At 64.2% G+C, this 16,637-nt stretch carries 16 protein-coding genes and 1 tRNA gene; all 17 read left to right on the top strand.

Going from position 1 to position 16,637, the window contains the following annotated elements:
• Nucleotides 1-125 precede the first annotated feature (125 nt).
• Nucleotides 126-2,267 carry a polyribonucleotide nucleotidyltransferase gene (gene pnp, locus O5M90_RS03580; RefSeq protein WP_137943535.1) on the top strand — a complete coding sequence of 714 codons (2,142 nt, stop codon included), beginning with the start codon at nt 126-128 and terminating at the stop codon, nt 2,265-2,267.
• A 10-nt stretch (nt 2,268-2,277) separates the two neighbouring features.
• A complete protein-coding gene (locus tag O5M90_RS03575) occupies nt 2,278-3,264 on the top strand; it encodes an NAD(P)H-quinone oxidoreductase (RefSeq protein WP_269841418.1) in 987 nt (328 codons plus the stop codon).
• Nucleotides 3,265-3,278: 14 nt separating this feature from the next.
• Complete coding sequence (gene tpiA / locus O5M90_RS03570) at nt 3,279-4,019, top strand: triose-phosphate isomerase (protein WP_137943533.1); 741 nt, start codon at nt 3,279-3,281, stop codon at nt 4,017-4,019.
• A 62-nt stretch (nt 4,020-4,081) separates the two neighbouring features.
• Nucleotides 4,082-4,453 (top strand): preprotein translocase subunit SecG, encoded by a 372-nt coding sequence (gene secG / locus O5M90_RS03565; RefSeq protein WP_269841419.1) that lies wholly within the window; start codon nt 4,082-4,084, stop codon nt 4,451-4,453.
• A gap of 155 nt (nt 4,454-4,608) precedes the next feature.
• Nucleotides 4,609-4,693 (top strand) — tRNA-Leu (locus tag O5M90_RS03560).
• A 212-nt stretch (nt 4,694-4,905) separates the two neighbouring features.
• Entirely contained in the window at nt 4,906-5,265 is a 360-nt protein-coding gene (locus tag O5M90_RS03555; RefSeq protein WP_137943531.1) for an NADH-quinone oxidoreductase subunit A, read from the top strand.
• Nucleotides 5,266-5,292: 27 nt separating this feature from the next.
• Nucleotides 5,293-5,769 carry a NuoB/complex I 20 kDa subunit family protein gene (locus O5M90_RS03550; RefSeq protein ID WP_046113908.1) on the top strand — a complete coding sequence of 159 codons (477 nt, stop codon included), beginning with the start codon at nt 5,293-5,295 and terminating at the stop codon, nt 5,767-5,769.
• 13 nt (nt 5,770-5,782) lie between these two features.
• The gene (locus O5M90_RS03545) at nt 5,783-6,376 is read left to right on the top strand and encodes an NADH-quinone oxidoreductase subunit C (protein WP_137943530.1); all 594 of its coding nucleotides are present in this window, start codon (nt 5,783-5,785) and stop codon (nt 6,374-6,376) included.
• 3 nt (nt 6,377-6,379) lie between these two features.
• Entirely contained in the window at nt 6,380-7,633 is a 1,254-nt protein-coding gene (locus O5M90_RS03540; RefSeq protein ID WP_137943529.1) for an NADH-quinone oxidoreductase subunit D, read from the top strand.
• 8 nt (nt 7,634-7,641) lie between these two features.
• Nucleotides 7,642-8,148: an NADH-quinone oxidoreductase subunit NuoE family protein gene (locus tag O5M90_RS03535; RefSeq protein WP_269841420.1), complete on the top strand. Its 507-nt coding sequence runs from the start codon at nt 7,642-7,644 to the stop codon at nt 8,146-8,148.
• A gap of 8 nt (nt 8,149-8,156) precedes the next feature.
• Nucleotides 8,157-9,509, top strand: coding sequence for an NADH-quinone oxidoreductase subunit NuoF (gene nuoF, locus O5M90_RS03530; RefSeq protein ID WP_269841421.1), 1,353 nt, complete (start codon nt 8,157-8,159; stop codon nt 9,507-9,509).
• 18 nt (nt 9,510-9,527) lie between these two features.
• Entirely contained in the window at nt 9,528-11,855 is a 2,328-nt protein-coding gene (gene nuoG / locus O5M90_RS03525; RefSeq protein WP_269841422.1) for an NADH-quinone oxidoreductase subunit NuoG, read from the top strand.
• A 16-nt stretch (nt 11,856-11,871) separates the two neighbouring features.
• Nucleotides 11,872-12,969: an NADH-quinone oxidoreductase subunit NuoH gene (gene nuoH / locus O5M90_RS03520; RefSeq protein WP_269841423.1), complete on the top strand. Its 1,098-nt coding sequence runs from the start codon at nt 11,872-11,874 to the stop codon at nt 12,967-12,969.
• Between the two features lie 84 nt (nt 12,970-13,053).
• A complete protein-coding gene (nuoI, locus tag O5M90_RS03515; protein ID WP_137943525.1) occupies nt 13,054-13,542 on the top strand; it encodes an NADH-quinone oxidoreductase subunit NuoI in 489 nt (162 codons plus the stop codon).
• A 58-nt stretch (nt 13,543-13,600) separates the two neighbouring features.
• Nucleotides 13,601-14,254: an NADH-quinone oxidoreductase subunit J gene (locus O5M90_RS03510; RefSeq protein WP_262972804.1), complete on the top strand. Its 654-nt coding sequence runs from the start codon at nt 13,601-13,603 to the stop codon at nt 14,252-14,254.
• 2 nt (nt 14,255-14,256) lie between these two features.
• Nucleotides 14,257-14,565: an NADH-quinone oxidoreductase subunit NuoK gene (gene nuoK / locus O5M90_RS03505; protein ID WP_137943576.1), complete on the top strand. Its 309-nt coding sequence runs from the start codon at nt 14,257-14,259 to the stop codon at nt 14,563-14,565.
• A gap of 5 nt (nt 14,566-14,570) precedes the next feature.
• Nucleotides 14,571-16,622, top strand: a complete 2,052-nt coding sequence (gene nuoL, locus O5M90_RS03500; RefSeq protein ID WP_269841424.1) for an NADH-quinone oxidoreductase subunit L — start codon at nt 14,571-14,573, stop codon at nt 16,620-16,622.
• Nucleotides 16,623-16,637: the final 15 nt, after the last annotated feature.

Below are 16,637 nucleotides of genomic sequence, written 5' to 3'. Positions count from 1 at the left end.
TCATTCCAAGGCCTCTGCATCGTTCGATGTGAAGCAGATTCTCTGGAATGGCATCCCGCCAAACCCAGTCTCACTCCCGGTCCTGAGCCGCACCGCAAGCGGCATGACATCAAGAGGAGATGAGCATGAGCATGTTCAATAAAGTCACGAAGACCTTCCAGTGGGGTGCCCACACCGTCACGATGGAAACCGGCGAGATCGCTCGCCAGGCCACCGGCGCCGTGCTGGTGAATATCGATGACACCGTGGTGCTGGCTACCGTGGTGGCCAAGACCGAGGCCAAGGCCGGCCAGGACTTCTTCCCGCTGACCGTCGACTACACCGAGAAGTCCTATGCCGCCGGCAAGATCCCCGGCAGCTTCTTCAAGCGCGAAGGTCGCCCCAGCGAGCTGGAGACGCTGACCTGCCGCCTGATCGACCGTCCGATCCGCCCGCTGTTTCCCGAAGGCTTCTACAACGAAGTCCAGGTTATCGTCCACGTCGTCAGCCTGAACCCCGAGGTGCAGGCCGACATCGCCGCGATGATCGCCACCAGCGCCGCGCTGGCCGTCAGCGGCATCCCGTTCAATGGCCCCATCGGTGCGGCCCGTGTCGGCTATGTCAATGGCGAGTACGTGCTGAACCCGGGTCAGACCGCGCTGAAGGACAGCCAGCTGGACCTGGTGGTCGCCGGCACGCAGTCCGCCGTGCTGATGGTCGAGTCCGAAGCCGCCGGCCTGAGCGAAGAAGTGATGCTGGGCGCCGTGGTGTTCGGCCACGAGCAGGGCAATGTCGCGATCGCCGCGATCAATGAGCTGGTGCGTGACGCCGGCAAGCCGGCCTGGGACTGGCAGCCGCCGGCCAAGGACGAGGCCCTGATCGCCAAGATCGACGGCCTGGCCAAGGCCAAGCTCGAAGCCGCCTACCAGATCCGCAACAAGCAGGCCCGCACCCAGGCCTGCCGCGCGGCCTACGCCGATGTGATGACCGCCCTGAAGGCCGAAGGCGTGGCCTTCGACAGCGTCGCCATCGAAGCCCTGCTGTTCGAGATCGAAGCCAAGATCGTGCGTGGCCAGATCCTGGCCGGCGAGCCGCGCATTGACGGCCGTGACACCCGCACCGTGCGCGCCATCGAAATCCGCAACAGCCTGCTGCCGCGTACCCACGGCTCCTCGCTGTTCACCCGCGGCGAGACCCAGGCCCTGGTGGTCGCCACGCTGGGCACCGACCGTGACGCGCAGCGCATCGACGCGCTGGCCGGCGAGTTCGAAGACCGCTTCATGCTGCACTACAACATGCCTCCCTTCGCCACCGGCGAGGCAGGCCGTTTCGGCACGCCCAAGCGTCGCGAAATCGGTCACGGCCGCCTGGCCAAGCGCGCGCTGATTGCCGCGCTGCCGAGCAAGGAAGACTTCCCTTACACGATGCGTCTGGTGTCGGAGATCACCGAGTCCAACGGCTCTTCGTCGATGGCTTCAGTCTGCGGCGGCTGCCTGGCGCTGATGGATGCCGGCGTGCCGATGAAGGCCCATGTGGCCGGCATCGCGATGGGCCTGATCAAGGACGGCAACCGCTTCGCCGTGCTGACCGACATCCTGGGCGATGAAGATCATCTGGGCGATATGGACTTCAAGGTGGCCGGCACCACCGGCGGCATCACCGCGCTGCAGATGGACATCAAGATCCAGGGCATCACCAAGGAAATCATGCAGGTCGCACTGGCTCAGGCCAAGGAAGCGCGTCTGCACATCCTGGGCAAGATGGTCGAGGCGATGGGTGTGGCCAATACCGAGGTGTCGCAGTTCGCGCCGCGTCTGTACACCATCAAGATCAATCCGGAAAAGATCCGTGATGTGATCGGCAAGGGCGGCGCCACCATCCGCGCGCTGACCGAGGAAACCGGCACGACCATCGATATCGGTGAAGACGGCACGATCACGATCGCATCGACCGATGCCGACAAGGCCGAGCACGCCAAGCGTCGCATCCAGGAGATCACCGCCGAAGTCGAGATCGGCAAGATCTACGAAGGCCCGATCACCAAGATCCTGGACTTCGGTGCCCTGGTGAACCTGCTGCCCGGCAAGGACGGCCTGCTGCACATCAGCCAGATCGCCCATCAGCGTGTCGAGAAGGTCACCGACTTCCTGAAGGAGGGCCAGATCGTCAAGGTCAAGGTGCTGGAGACCGATGAGAAGGGTCGCATCAAGCTGTCGATGAAGGCGCTGCTGGACCGCGATGCGGCGCCGGTGGCGGCTCCTCAGGAAGACGCTGCGCCGCAAGAGTAAGCAAGGACGCATGAAGGCCATTGCCATCAGCCGCCCCGGCGGCCCCGAAGTGTTGCAGCTCATCGAGCGACCTGATCCCGTTGCCGGGCTTGGGGAGCTCTTGATCGCGGTCGAGGCCTATGGCATCAACCGCCCTGATGTGCTGCAGCGCAAGGGGGCGTATCCGCCGCCGGTGGGTGCCAGCGATCTGCCGGGCCTGGAGGTGGCCGGCCGGATTGTGGCTGGCGATGCGGCCGAGCTGGCTGCCGCCGGCCTCAAGCTGGGCGATGCCGTCTGCGCCTTGGTGGCTGGCGGTGGCTATGCGCAGCTGTGCGTGGCGCCGATCGCGCAATGTCTGCCGGTGCCGGCGGGCTGGAGCATGGCCGAGGCCGCCAGCCTGCCGGAGACCTTTTTCACCGTCTGGTCGAATGTGTTCGAGCGGGCGCGCCTGCAACCGGGCGAAAGCCTGCTGGTGCATGGTGGCAGCAGCGGCATCGGCGTCACGGCGATCCAGATCGCCAAGGTGCTGGGCTCGCGGGTGCTGGTCACGGTCGGCACTGCCGACAAGGCCGAGGCCTGCCTGAAGCTGGGGGCCGATGTCGCGATCAACTACAAGACCCAGGACTTCGTCGCCGAGGTCAAGGCGGCGACCGAAGGGCGTGGTGTCGATGTGATCCTGGACATGGTGGCCGGGGCCTATGTGGAGCGCGGTGTGCAATGCCTGGCCGACGATGGTCGCATGGTCATCATCGCGGTGCAGGGTGGGGTGGACGCCAGGTTCGATGCCGGTGCCGTGCTGCGTCGTCGGCTGACGATCAGCGGCTCGACCCTGCGGCCGCGCTCGCTGGCGTTCAAGGCCGGCATCGCCAGCGCGCTGCGTGAGCGCGTCTGGCCGCTGCTGGTGTCGCGAGCAGTCGTTCCCGTCATCTATCGCACTTTTGCTGCCGATCAGGCCGCGGCCGCCCATGGCTTGATGGAGTCGGGCGAGCATGTCGGCAAGATCGTGCTGAGCTGGTAAGTCTGGAGTATTCGATGCGCAAGAAACTGGTCGTGGGCAACTGGAAGATGCATGGCAGCCGCGCTGCCAATGCGCTTTTGCTGGCCGGTCTGAAAGAAGCGGGGCCGTGGAGTGCCGATGTGGCGGTCTGCGTGCCGTTTCCCTACATCAGCGAAACCGCGCTGGCGCTGACCGGCGCGGCCATCGCTTTCGGTGCCCAGGATTGCTCGGCACACGAGCAGGGCGCTTACACCGGCGAAGTCTCGTCGGCGATGCTGGCCGATATCGGCTGCCGCTATGTGATCGTCGGTCATTCCGAGCGCCGTGCCTACCACCAGGAGAGCGATCAGCTGGTGGCCGACAAGGCCAAGGCAGCGCTGGCGCATGGCGTGACGCCCATCGTCTGCGTCGGCGAAACGCTGGCCGAACGCGAGGCGGGTCAGACCGAGCTGGTCGTCAAGCGCCAGCTGGCGGCGGTGATCCACACGCTGACGCATTGCATCGGCGAGATCGTGCTGGCCTATGAGCCGGTCTGGGCCATCGGTACCGGGCTGACCGCCTCACCCGAACAGGCGCAGGCGGTGCATGCGGTGCTGCGCACGCAGCTGCATGCGGCCACGCAGAAGTCCGATTCAATGCGCATTCTCTATGGTGGCAGCGTCAAGGCCGACAATGCCGCGCAGCTGTTTGCCCAGCCCGATATCGACGGCGGCCTGATCGGCGGCGCGGCCTTGAAGGCGGCGGACTTTGCCGCCATCTGCCGCGCGGCACATTGACGAATAAACAGACATGCCGCGCCGGTGTGCGGCATCAAGAAGAATCTTTGGAGTGAATTGAGATGCAAGTTTTCATGAATCTGGTGCTGATCGTTCAGTTGCTGAGTGCGTTGACGATGATCGGCCTGGTGCTGGTGCAGCATGGCAAGGGCGCCGACATGGGCGCCTCCTTCGGCAGTGGTGCCTCGGGCAGCCTGTTCGGGGCCACCGGCAGCGCCAACTTCCTGTCGCGCAGCACGGCGATCTGCGCCACGGTGTTTTTTGCCTGCACGCTGGCGCTGGCCTATATGGGCAACCAGCGCGCCGGCGCGGCCGCCGGTGGTGAGAGCGTGCTGGACCGCGCGGCGCCGGCGAGCGCGCCGGCTTCGGGTGCTGCGGCGATTCCGGGCGCCGTGCCTGCGGCGCTGCCGGCCGCCTCCGCTGCCTCGAACTGAGCGCCTTGAGCCTCGTCATGCAGGGCGCACAAGACCTGCATGAGCTTGGCAAAATCCTTCATCAGCTCTTCAGAAGCTAGGGATTTTCGGTATAGAATTCGAGGCTGTCTGGGAGCAAACCTCAAGCCACCAGACAGTAGCGAAAGTAATTGACAGCCGTCGTGGTGAAATTGGTAGACACGCTATCTTGAGGGGGTAGTGGCGAAAGCTGTGCGAGTTCGAGTCTCGCCGACGGCACCAGATCAATCGGTTAGCATTCTTCGGGCTGGAGCCCTGAATCTGCTGATCGAAGCGCCCTGTCGCAGCGGGTATCTCCGAGGAGGCTTGCTGTAGGGGACAAGGCGGGCGCGGTCCGTAAGCGAATGATTTCGCTGGCGGCGCGCCCGTTGCTTTTTTTCGAAATTCGGCTGCGGTGCCTGGAGGTGCTGCGGTGGATCACTAGAGCGTCAACCATGAACTTGGATCAGTACCTACCCGTCATCCTCTTCATCCTGGTCGGCGCAGGCGTCGGCGTGGCGCCCCAGGTGCTGGGCTTTCTGCTCGGGCCGAACCGGCCGGATCAGGCCAAGAACTCCCCTTACGAATGCGGCTTCGAGGCTTTTGAAGACGCGCGCATGAAATTCGATGTGCGCTATTACCTCGTGGCCATTCTGTTCATTTTGTTTGACCTGGAAATCGCTTTCCTGTTTCCCTGGGCTGTGTCCTTGCGCGAGATTGGTGCGGCGGGTTTCTGGGCCATGATGATTTTCCTCGGCATTCTGGTCGTGGGTTTTGCCTACGAGTGGAAAAAAGGCGCCCTGGACTGGGAATAAACAAGGCTTGACCCGAAGGCACACCCCATGGGCATCGAAGGCGTTTTGAAAGAGGGCTTTGTCACCACCTCGGTCGACAAGTTGATCAACTGGTCCAAGACCGGGTCGTTGTGGCCGATGACTTTTGGTCTGGCCTGCTGTGCGGTCGAGATGATGCATGCGGGCGCGGCCCGTTATGACATCGATCGCTTCGGCATGCTGTTTCGGCCCAGCCCGCGGCAGTCCGATCTGATGATCGTGGCCGGCACCCTGTGCAACAAGATGGCGCCGGCGCTGCGCAAGGTCTACGACCAGATGGCCGAGCCGCGCTGGGTGCTGTCGATGGGCTCCTGCGCCAACGGCGGCGGCTACTACCACTACAGCTACTCGGTGGTGCGCGGCTGCGACCGCATCGTGCCGGTCGATGTCTATGTGCCGGGCTGTCCGCCGACGGCCGAGGCGCTGCTGTACGGCATCTTGCAGCTGCAGGCCAAGATCCGCCGCGAAAACACCATCGCGCGCTGAAGGTTAGGCATTCATGAGCAAACTTGACACCCTGCAAGCCGCGCTGGAAGCAGCGCTGGGCGGCCAGATCCAGAGCCTCAAGCGCGAGTTCGGCGAGATCACCATCCAGGTGGCGGCGGCCGACTATCTGGCGGTGGCGACCACCTTGCGTGATCACGCCGAGCTGAAGTTCGAGCAGCTGATCGATCTTTGCGGCCTGGACTACAGCGACTATGGCAATGGCGGCTACGAAGGCCCACGATTTGCCGTTGCGACCCATCTGCTGTCGGTCAGCAAGAACTGGCGTGTGCGGCTGAAGGTGTTTTGCCCGGACGACGACCTGCCCCTCGTGGCGGCGCTGACGCCCATCTGGAACGCGGCCAACTGGTTCGAGCGCGAGGCGTTCGATCTCTACGGCATCATCTTCGAGGGTCATGAAGACCTGCGCCGCATCCTGACCGATTACGGTTTCATCGGTCACCCGATGCGCAAGGACTTCCCGACCTCGGGCCATGTCGAGATGCGCTACGACGCCGAGCAAAAGCGCGTGATCTACCAGCCGGTGACGATAGAGCCGCGTGAGATCACGCCGCGCATCATCCGCGAAGAAAACTACGGCGGACTCTGAACCATGGCCGAGATCAAGAACTACACCCTCAATTTCGGTCCTCAGCATCCGGCCGCCCACGGCGTGCTGCGCCTGGTGCTGGAGCTCGACGGCGAAGTGATCCAGCGCGCCGATCCGCATATCGGCCTGCTGCACCGCGCCACCGAGAAGCTGGCCGAGAGCAAGACCTATATCCAGTCGCTGCCCTATATGGACCGTCTCGACTATGTGTCGATGATGGCCAATGAGCAGGCCTACTGCCTGGCGATCGAGAAGATGCTCGGCATCGAGGTGCCGATCCGTGCGCAGTACATCCGCGTGATGTTTGCCGAGATCACCCGGCTGCTGAACCACCTGATGTGGCTGGGCGCCCACGGGCTGGACTGCGGCGCGATGAATGTGCTGATCTACGCCTTCCGCGAGCGCGAGGACCTGTTCGATATGTACGAGGCGGTGTCGGGCGCGCGCATGCATGCGGCCTACTTCCGTCCGGGCGGCGTCTACCGCGATCTGCCGGACGTGATGCCGCAGTATCAGGTCAGCAAGATCAAGAACGCCAAGACGATTGCGATGCTCAATGAGAATCGCTCGGGCTCCTTGCTGGACTTCATCGAGGACTTCTGCAAGCGCTTCCCGAAGAACGTCGACGACTACGAAACCCTGCTGACCGACAACCGCATCTGGAAGCAGCGCACCGTCGGCATCGGCGTGCTGACGCCCGAGCGCGCGCTGAACCTGGGCCTGACCGGCCCGATGCTGCGCGGCTGCGGCATCCCCTGGGACCTGCGCAAGACCCAGCCCTACGATGCCTATGCCCACATCGATTTCGATGTGCCGGTCGGCACCAACGGCGACACCTACGACCGCTATGTGGTGCGTGTCGAGGAGATGCGCCAGTCGAACCGCATCATCCAGCAATGCGTGGACTGGCTGCGCAAGAACCCCGGCCCGGTCATCACCGACAACCACAAGGTGGCGCCGCCGGCCCGTGTCGGCATGAAGTCGAACATGGAGGAGCTGATCCACCACTTCAAGCTCTTTACCGAGGGCTTCAAGGTGCCCGAGGGCGAGGCCTATGCGGCGGTCGAGCACCCGAAGGGCGAGTTCGGCATCTACATCGTCAGCGATGGCGCCAACAAGCCTTACCGCCTGAAGATCCGAGCACCGGGCTTCTCGCATCTGGCGGCGCTGGACGAGATGGCGCGCGGCCATATGCTGGCCGATGCCGTGGCCATCATCGGCACGATGGACATCGTGTTCGGCGAGATTGATCGGTGAGTGAAGCGATGAGCACTGAATACATCCTGAGCGAGGCCACGGCCGCGCGTTTCGCGCGCGAGGTGGCGAAGTACCCGAGCGATCAGAAGCAGTCGGCCGTGATGGCCTGCCTGGCTATCGTCCAGCAGGAGCTGGGCCATGTGTCGCGCTCTGCTGAGGACGCCATTGCCGCTTACCTGGGCATGCCGGCCATCGCCGTGTACGAGGTCACGACCTTCTACAACATGTACAACCAGCGTCCGCTGGGCCAGTTCAAGCTGAACGTCTGCACCAATCTGCCCTGCCAGCTGCGCGACGGCCAGCAGGCGCTCGAGCATCTGTGCAAGAAGCTTGGCGTGGATGAGGGCGGCACGACGGCCGATGGTCTGTTCACCGTGCAGAAGAGCGAATGCCTGGGCGCCTGTGCCGACGCACCGGTGATGCTGGTCAATGACCGCCAGATGTGCAGCTTCATGAGCCACCAGCGCCTCGACGAACTCGTCGACGTGCTGAAGGCCAACGCTGCGAAGAACTGAGGGAAAGCATGCTGGATCTCTCCAAGTTTCAAGCCAAGGGCAACGAGACCTGTTTCCACGACCGCCATATCGGCGCCCAGATCTATGCCGATCTGGACGGCAGCAACTGGGGTCTGAAGGACTATGTCGCGCGCGGCGGCTATCAGGCGCTGCGCAAGATCCTGAAGGGCGAGGGCACGGCCGACGGCGCGCCGATGAGCTCCGATCAGGTGATCGCCGAGGTCAAGGCCTCGGGCTTGCGCGGCCGCGGCGGCGCGGGCTTCCCGACCGGCCTGAAGTGGAGCTTCATGCCGCGCCAGTTCCCCGGTGCCAAGTACCTGGTCTGCAACTCGGACGAGGGCGAGCCGGGCACCTGCAAGGACCGCGACATCCTGATGTACAACCCGCACATCGTCATCGAGGGCATGGCCATTGCCGCCTTCGCGATGGGCATCAAGGTGGGCTACAACTACATCCACGGCGAGATCTTCGAGGTCTATGAGCGCTTCGAAGCGGCCCTGGAAGAAGCCCGCGCCGCCGGCTTCCTCGGTGAGCACATCCTGGGTTCGGATTTCAGCTTCCAGCTGCACGCCTTCCATGGCTTCGGTGCCTACATCTGCGGCGAGGAAACGGCGCTGCTGGAGTCGCTCGAAGGCAAGAAGGGCCAGCCGCGCTTCAAGCCGCCGTTCCCGGCCAGCTTCGGCCTGTACGGCAAGCCCACGACGATCAACAACACCGAGACCTTCGCCGCGGTGCCCTGGATCATCCGCAACGGCGGCCAGCCCTATCTGGAGATCGGCAAGCCGAACAATGGCGGCACCAAGATCTTCTCGGTCTCGGGCGATGTCGAGCGCCCCGGCAACTACGAGATCCCGCTCGGTACGCCGTTTGCCAAATTGCTGGAACTGGCCGGTGGCGTGCGCAAGGGCCGCCAGCTGAAGGCGGTGATTCCTGGTGGCTCCTCGTCCCCGGTGCTGACCGCCGAGGTGATGATGAACTGCACGATGGACTATGACTCCATCGCCAAGGCCGGCTCGATGCTGGGCTCGGGCGCGGTCATCGTGATGGACGATTCGCGCTGCATGGTCAAGAGCCTGCTGCGCCTGTCCTACTTCTATGCGCATGAGAGCTGCGGCCAGTGCACGCCCTGCCGCGAAGGCACGGGCTGGATGCACCGCGTGGTCGAGCGCATCGCCAACGGCCAGGGCAGGGCGGAAGACATCGACTTGCTGAACTCGGTGGCCGACAACATCCAGGGCCGCACCATCTGCGCGCTGGGCGACGCCGCCGCGATGCCGGTGCGCGCGATGATCAAGAATTTCAAAAACGAGTTCGTTCATCTGATCGAACACAAAACGGCTCTGGTGCCGGCCTCGGTCTGAGGCAGGACAGGACACGACATGATTGAAATCGAACTCGACGGCCAGAAGGTGGAGGTCTTGGAGGGCAGCATGGTGATGCATGCCGCCGAGAAGGCCGGCACCTATATCCCGCATTTCTGCTATCACAAGAAGCTCTCGATCGCCGCCAACTGCCGCATGTGCCTGGTCGACGTCGAGAAGGCGCCCAAGCCCATGCCCGCCTGTGCGACGCCGGTGACCCAGGGCATGATCGTCCGCACCAAGAGCGAGAAGGCGGTCAAGGCCCAGCAGGGCGTGATGGAGTTCCTGCTGATCAACCACCCGCTGGACTGCCCGATCTGCGATCAGGGTGGCGAGTGCCAGCTGCAAGACCTGGCCGTCGGCTATGGCGGCAGCAAATCGCGCTACTCGGAAGAAAAGCGCGTGGTCTTCCACAAGAATGTCGGCCCGCTGATCTCGATGGAAGAGATGAGCCGTTGCATCCATTGCACCCGCTGCGTGCGCTTCGGCCAGGAAATCGCCGGCGTGATGGAGCTGGGTATGGCGCACCGCGGCGAGCATGCCGAGATCCAGACCTTTGTCGGCCGTTCGGTGGACTCCGAGCTGTCGGGCAATATGATCGATATCTGCCCGGTCGGCGCGCTGACCAGCAAGCCCTTCCGCTACAGCGCCCGCACCTGGGAGCTGTCGCGCCGCAAGAGCGTGTCCCCGCATGACAGCACCGGTGCCAATCTGATCGTCCAGGTCAAGGGCAAGCAGGTGATGCGCGTCGTGCCGCTGGAGAACGAGGCCGTCAACGAATGCTGGATCGCCGACCGCGACCGCTTCTCCTATGAATCGCTGAACAGCGACCAGCGCCTGAGCGCGCCGATGATCAAGCAGGGCGGCGCCTGGAAGACGGTCGACTGGAGCACGGCGCTCGAGTACGTGGCCAACGGCCTGAAGCTGGTGCGCGCCGAACATGGCGCCGCCGCCATCGGTGCGCTGGGCTCGGCCCACAGCACCATCGAAGAGCTGCACCTGCTGGCTTCGCTGGTGCGCGGCCTGGGCAGCGACAACATCGACCACCGCCTGCGCCATGCCGACTTCGCCAATGTGGCCGAGTCGGGCCAGGCGCGCTGGCTGGGCAGCCCGATTGCTGCGCTGTCCGAGCTGGACCGTGCGCTGGTGATCGGCTCCTCGCTGCGCAAGGACCATCCGCTGTTTGCCCAGCGCCTGCGCCAGGCGACCCGCCGTGGCGCCCAGGTGCTGAGCCTGAACGCCAGCGAAGACGACTGGCTGATGCCTGTCGCGGCCCGCATCACGGTGGCACCGAGCGCCTGGCTGCAGTCGCTGGCCGACGTCGCCGCTGCGATCTCGGCCAGCACCGGTGCTGCCGCTCCGGCCACCGGCGAAGCGACCGAGGCGGCCAAGGCCATCGCGGCCGCGCTGCTGTCCGGCGCCCGCAAGGCCGTGCTGCTGGGGAATGCGGCCGCCCAGCATCCGCAGGCTGCCAGCCTGCTGGTGCTGGCCAACTGGATCGGCGCCCAGACCGGCGCCAGCGTCGGCTATCTGAGCGAGGCCGCCAACACGGTCGGCGCCCAGCTGGCCCGCGCGCTGCCGCAGCAAGGCGGCCTGAATGCCGGCCAGATGCTGGGCGGCGAGGCACTGAAGGCGGTGCTGCTGCTGAACACCGATCCGGTGCTCGACAGCGCCAACGCCGCTGCCGCCGCCAAGGCCCTGGCTGCGGCCGAGATGGTCGTCGTGATGAGCCCGTTCAAGAGCGGTCTGGAGTATGCGGACGTGCTGTTGCCGACCGCACCGTTCACCGAGACCTCGGGCACCTTCGTCAACGCCGAGGGCAGGGCGCAGAGCTTTGTCGGCGTCGTGCCGCCGCTGGCCGAGACCCGTCCGGGCTGGAAGATCCTGCGCGTGCTGGGCAATCTGCTGGCGCTCGAGGGCTTCGGCTACGAGAGTTCGGAGCAGGTGCGCAACGAGGTGCTGGGCGTCGGCGCCGATCTGGGCGCGCGCCTGAGCAATGCCTCGACGGCCACCGTGCAGACGGCTGCTGCACCCGCCGGCATCGAGCGCCTGGCGCCGGTGCCCATCTATGCGGCCGACGCGCTGGTGCGCCATTCGACCTCGCTGCAACTGACGGCCGATGCGCGCGGCGCCGCGGTGGCCGGTCTGCCTAAGCAGCTCTGGGAACAGCTGGGCCTGGCGGACGGTGCGCGTGTGCGCATCACGCAGGAGGGCGCCGGCGCGGCCGAGCTGCCGGCCCGGCTGGAAGCGGGCCTGGCGGCCAATACGCTGCGGGTGCCGGCCGGTCTGGCGGAAACAGCGGCCCTGGGTGCGATGTTCGGCACCCTGACGGTCAGCAAGGCCTGAGGCGACGAGGACAATAATGATTGAATCCCTCTACCAAGGCGGCGCTGCGCTGCTGGGCGGCTTCTGGCCGGTGCTCTGGAGCCTGATCAAGATCATCGCGGTGGTCGCACCGCTGATGATTTGCGTGGCCTATCTGACGCTCTGGGAGCGCAAGGCCATCGGCTGGTCGCAGATCCGCCCGGGCCCGAACCGTGTCGGCCCCTACGGCCTGCTGACCCCGATCGCCGATGCGGTGAAGCTGATCTTCAAGGAGATCATCGTCCCGACGGCGGCCAACAAGGGCCTGTTCTTCCTTGGCCCCATCATGACCATCATGCCGGCGCTGGCGGCCTGGGCCGTTGTGCCTTTCGGCCCCGATGCGGCCGTGGCCAATGTCAATGCCGGCCTGCTGTTCCTGATGGCCATCACCTCGCTGGAGGTCTACGGCGTGATCATCGCCGGCTGGGCCTCGAACTCGAAGTACGCCTTCCTGGGCGCGCTGCGCGCCTCGGCCCAGATGGTGTCCTACGAAATTGCGATGGGCTTCTGCCTGGTGGTCGTGCTGATGGTGTCGGGCAGCATGTACATGACGGACATCGTCGTGCTGCAGACCAAGGGCATGTTCGCCGACATGGGCCTGACCTTCCTGTCCTGGAACTGGCTGCCGCTGCTGCCTATCTTCGTCGTCTACTTCATCTCCGGCCTGGCCGAGACCAACCGTCACCCCTTTGACGTGGTCGAGGGTGAATCGGAAATCGTCGCCGGCCACATGATCGAGTACTCGGGCATGTCCTTCGCGATGTTCTTCCTGGCCGAGTACGCCAATATGATCCTGGTCTCGGCCCTGGCTGTGATCCTGTTCCTGGGCGGCTGGTCGGCACCGATTTCCTTCAGCCTGTTCGGCATGGAAACGCCGAGCTTCATCCAGAACACGATGGCGTTCTGGAACTGGGCCTGGCTATTCGGCAAGACCTTTGTTGTCGTGACCATGTTCCTGTGGGTCCGTGCCACTTTCCCGCGCTTCCGCTACGACCAGATCATGCGTCTGGGCTGGAAGATCTTCATTCCCGTGACTCTGATCTGGCTGGTCGTCGTTGGCCTGTGGATCCAGTCTCCGTTCAATATCTGGAAGTGACGTCATGAAGGCCCCTACGTTCACTTTGTTCACTGCCCCCCGAGGGGGAGCTTGCCTCCTCGAGGCGGCTCAGCGGAGTCAGCAATGAGCTCCTTCAGCCATTTCGTCAAGAGCTTCATGCTCACCGAGCTGTTCAAGGGCATGGCCCTGACCGGCCGGCATTTCCTGTCGCGCAATATCACGGTGCAGTTCCCGGAAGAGAAGACACCGCTGTCGCCGCGCTTCCGCGGCCTGCATGCGCTGCGCCGTTACGAGAACGGCGAGGAGCGCTGCATCGCCTGCAAGCTCTGCGAGGCCGTCTGCCCGGCGATGGCCATCACGATCGAGAGCGATGTGCGTGAGGACGGCTCGCGCCGCACCACGCGCTACGACATTGATCTGACCAAGTGCATCTTCTGCGGCTTCTGCGAGGAAAGCTGCCCGGTGGACTCCATCGTCGAGACCTCGATCTTCGAATACCACGGCGAAAAGCGTGGCGATCTGTACTTCACCAAGGACATGCTCCTGGCCGTCGGCGACCGCTACGAAAAAGAAATCGCAGCCCAAAAGGAGGCCGACGCCAAGTACCGCTGAGGCCTTGCACCCGCTGCCCCAGCGGGTGTGTGTCTGAAGCTGTGCCTGCTGGAACCCCATGGATACCATCACCGCGCTGTTCTATGTTTTCTCGGCCGTCCTTCTGGGCGCGGCGTTTCGCGTCATCACGGCGCGATCCACCGTGCACTCGGCCCTGTTCCTGATCCTGGCCTTCTTCAATGCCTCCTGCATCTGGATGCTGCTGAAGGCCGAGTTCCTGGCCATCACCCTGGTGCTGGTCTATATCGGCGCCGTGATGGTGCTGTTCCTCTTCGTCGTGATGATGCTGGACATCAACTCCGATGAAGGGGCCAGCGCGATTCGCGAGGGCTTCTGGAAGCATCTGCCGCTGGCCGGCCTGGTCGGCGCGCTGATCGCGCTGGAGATGGCGGCCGTGCTGATGGGCGGTTTCCGCCTGACCGAGGCCGCACCGCTGAGCGAGGCCGCGGTCAAGCTGGGCAATACCAAGCTGCTGGGCATCGCGATCTATACGCAGTACCTGTATCCGCTGCAGATCGCGGCCGTGCTGCTGTTGGTGGCCATCATCGCGGCGATCGCGCTGACCCTGCGCCGCCGCAAGGACTCGCGCAGCCAGGACGCCTCGGAGCAAGTCAAGGTCACGAAGGCGCAGCGCCTGCGCATCGTCAAGATGGCACCGACGGTGGAGCAAGCCGCCACCCCGGCCGCCGACAACACGCAAGGAGGCGCATGATGCTGGCGCTCACGCTTGGCCATTTCCTGACCCTGGGCGCGATCCTGTTCGCGCTGTCGGTGATCGGCATCTTCCTGAACCGCAAGAATCTGATCGTGCTGCTGATGGCGATCGAGCTGATGCTGCTGGCGGTCAACCTGAACTTCGTCGCCTTCTCTCACTATCTGGGTGATATGGCCGGCCAGGTCTTTGTGTTCTTCATCCTGACCGTGGCGGCCGCCGAGTCGGCCATCGGCCTGGCGATCCTGGTCGTGCTGTTCCGCAACCGCGCCAGCATCAATGTGGAAGAACTGGACGCCTTGAAGGGCTGATGACTATGTCCGCAACACTTTCACAAAACATGCTGCTGGCGGTGCCGCTGGCACCCCTGGTCGGCGCAATCGCGGCCGGCTTCTTCGGCAAGCAGATCGGCCGTCGTGGCGCTCACAGCATCACCATCCTGGGCGTGCTGATCTCCTTCATCATCTCGGCGATGGTGCTGAAGTCGGTGGCCATCGACGGCGCCCGCTTCAATGAGACCATCTACGAATGGATGGTCATCGGCGGCCTGAAGATGGAGGTCGGCTTCCTGGTCGACGGCCTGACCGCGATGATGATGTGCGTCGTGACCTTTGTGTCGCTGATGGTGCACATCTACACCATCGGCTATATGGAAGAGGATCCGGGCTACCAGCGCTTCTTCAGCTACATCTCGCTGTTCACCTTCTCGATGCTGATGCTCGTGATGAGCAACAACATGCTGCAGCTGTTCTTCGGCTGGGAGGCGGTGGGCCTGGTGTCGTATCTGCTGATCGGCTTCTGGTACACCAAGCCGACCGCGATCTTCGCGAACATGAAGGCCTTTCTGGTCAACCGGGTCGGTGACTTCGGCTTCATCCTGGGCATCGGCCTGCTGGTGGCCTACGGGGGCTCGCTGAACTATGGCGAGACCTTTGCCAAGGCCAATGAGCTGGCGCAGATCAAGTTCAACGCCCCGCTGTGGGGCTCGGACTGGATGGTGCTCAGCGTGGCCTGCATCTGCCTGTTCATCGGCGCGATGGGCAAGAGCGCGCAGTTCCCGCTGCATGTCTGGCTGCCCGACTCGATGGAAGGCCCGACCCCGATCTCCGCGCTGATCCACGCCGCGACCATGGTGACGGCCGGCATCTTCATGGTGGCCCGCATGTCGCCGCTGTTCGAGCTGAGCGACACCGCACTGAACTTCGTGCTGGTGATCGGCGCGATCACCGCGCTGTTCATGGGCTTTCTGGGCATCATCCAGAACGACATCAAGCGTGTCGTCGCCTACTCGACGCTGTCGCAGCTGGGCTATATGACGGTGGCGCTGGGTGCCTCGGCCTACTCGGTCGCGGTCTTTCACCTGATGACGCACGCCTTTTTCAAGGCCTTGCTGTTCCTCGGCGCCGGCTCGGTCATCATCGGCATGCACCATGACCAGGACATCCGCAATATGGGCGGCCTGCGCAAGTACATGCCCATCACCTGGATCACCGCCTTGCTGGGCTCGCTGGCCCTGATCGGCACGCCGTTCTTCGCTGGTTTCTATTCGAAGGACAGCATCATCCTGGCGGTCCAGGCCAGCACGCTGCCGGGCGCGAGCTTCGCCTACTTCGCGGTGGTGGCCGGCGTCTTCGTGACGGCCTTCTACAGCTTCCGCATGTATTTCCTGGTCTTCCACGGCAAGGAAAACTTCCATCACAAGCCCTTCCCGGGCGAGCACGACCATCATGATGACCACGGTCATCACGAGCCGCACACCCCGCACGAGTCGCCCTGGGTGGTGACCGCGCCGCTGGTGCTGCTGGCCATTCCCTCGGTGGTGATCGGTTTCCTGGCGATTCAGCCGATGCTGTTCGGCGATTTCTTCAAGGACGCCATCATCGTCAACACGGCGGCGCATCCGGCCATGGCCTCGCTGGCCGAGCACTTCCATGGCGCGGTGGCGATGGCCACGCACGGCTTCATGACCCTGCCGTTCTGGCTGGCCGTCGCCGGTGTCGTGACCGCCTATCTGTTCTACATGGTCTGGCCGGCGGTCCCGGTGGCGCTGGGCAAGATCCTGCGTCCGCTGGTCATCGTGCTCGAGAACAAGTACTTCATGGACTGGTTCAACGAGAACGTGCTGGCCCGCGCCGCGCGCGGTCTCGGCCTGGCCGCCTGGAAGGGCGGCGATCAAGGCCTCATCGACGGCCTCTTGATCAATGGCTCGGCCCGCGGCATCGGCGGTATCGCCGGCCTGGTGCGCCGTGTTCAGACCGGCCATCTGTACTGGTATGCCCTGGTGATGATTCTGGGCGTGATCGGCCTGATGAGCTGGCAGCTGTGGCCCTATATAGGCCCTCAATTCAGAGCCCTGGCGGGTCTGTGAGCAAGGGCGGAGAAA

This window comes from Paucibacter sp. M5-1, assembly GCF_027498415.2.
In the GTDB taxonomy this organism is placed as follows: domain Bacteria; phylum Pseudomonadota; class Gammaproteobacteria; order Burkholderiales; family Burkholderiaceae_C; genus Roseateles_E.
The sequence above is the reverse complement of the archived record's forward strand: the minus strand, read 5'-3'. Positions and strand labels throughout refer to the sequence as shown.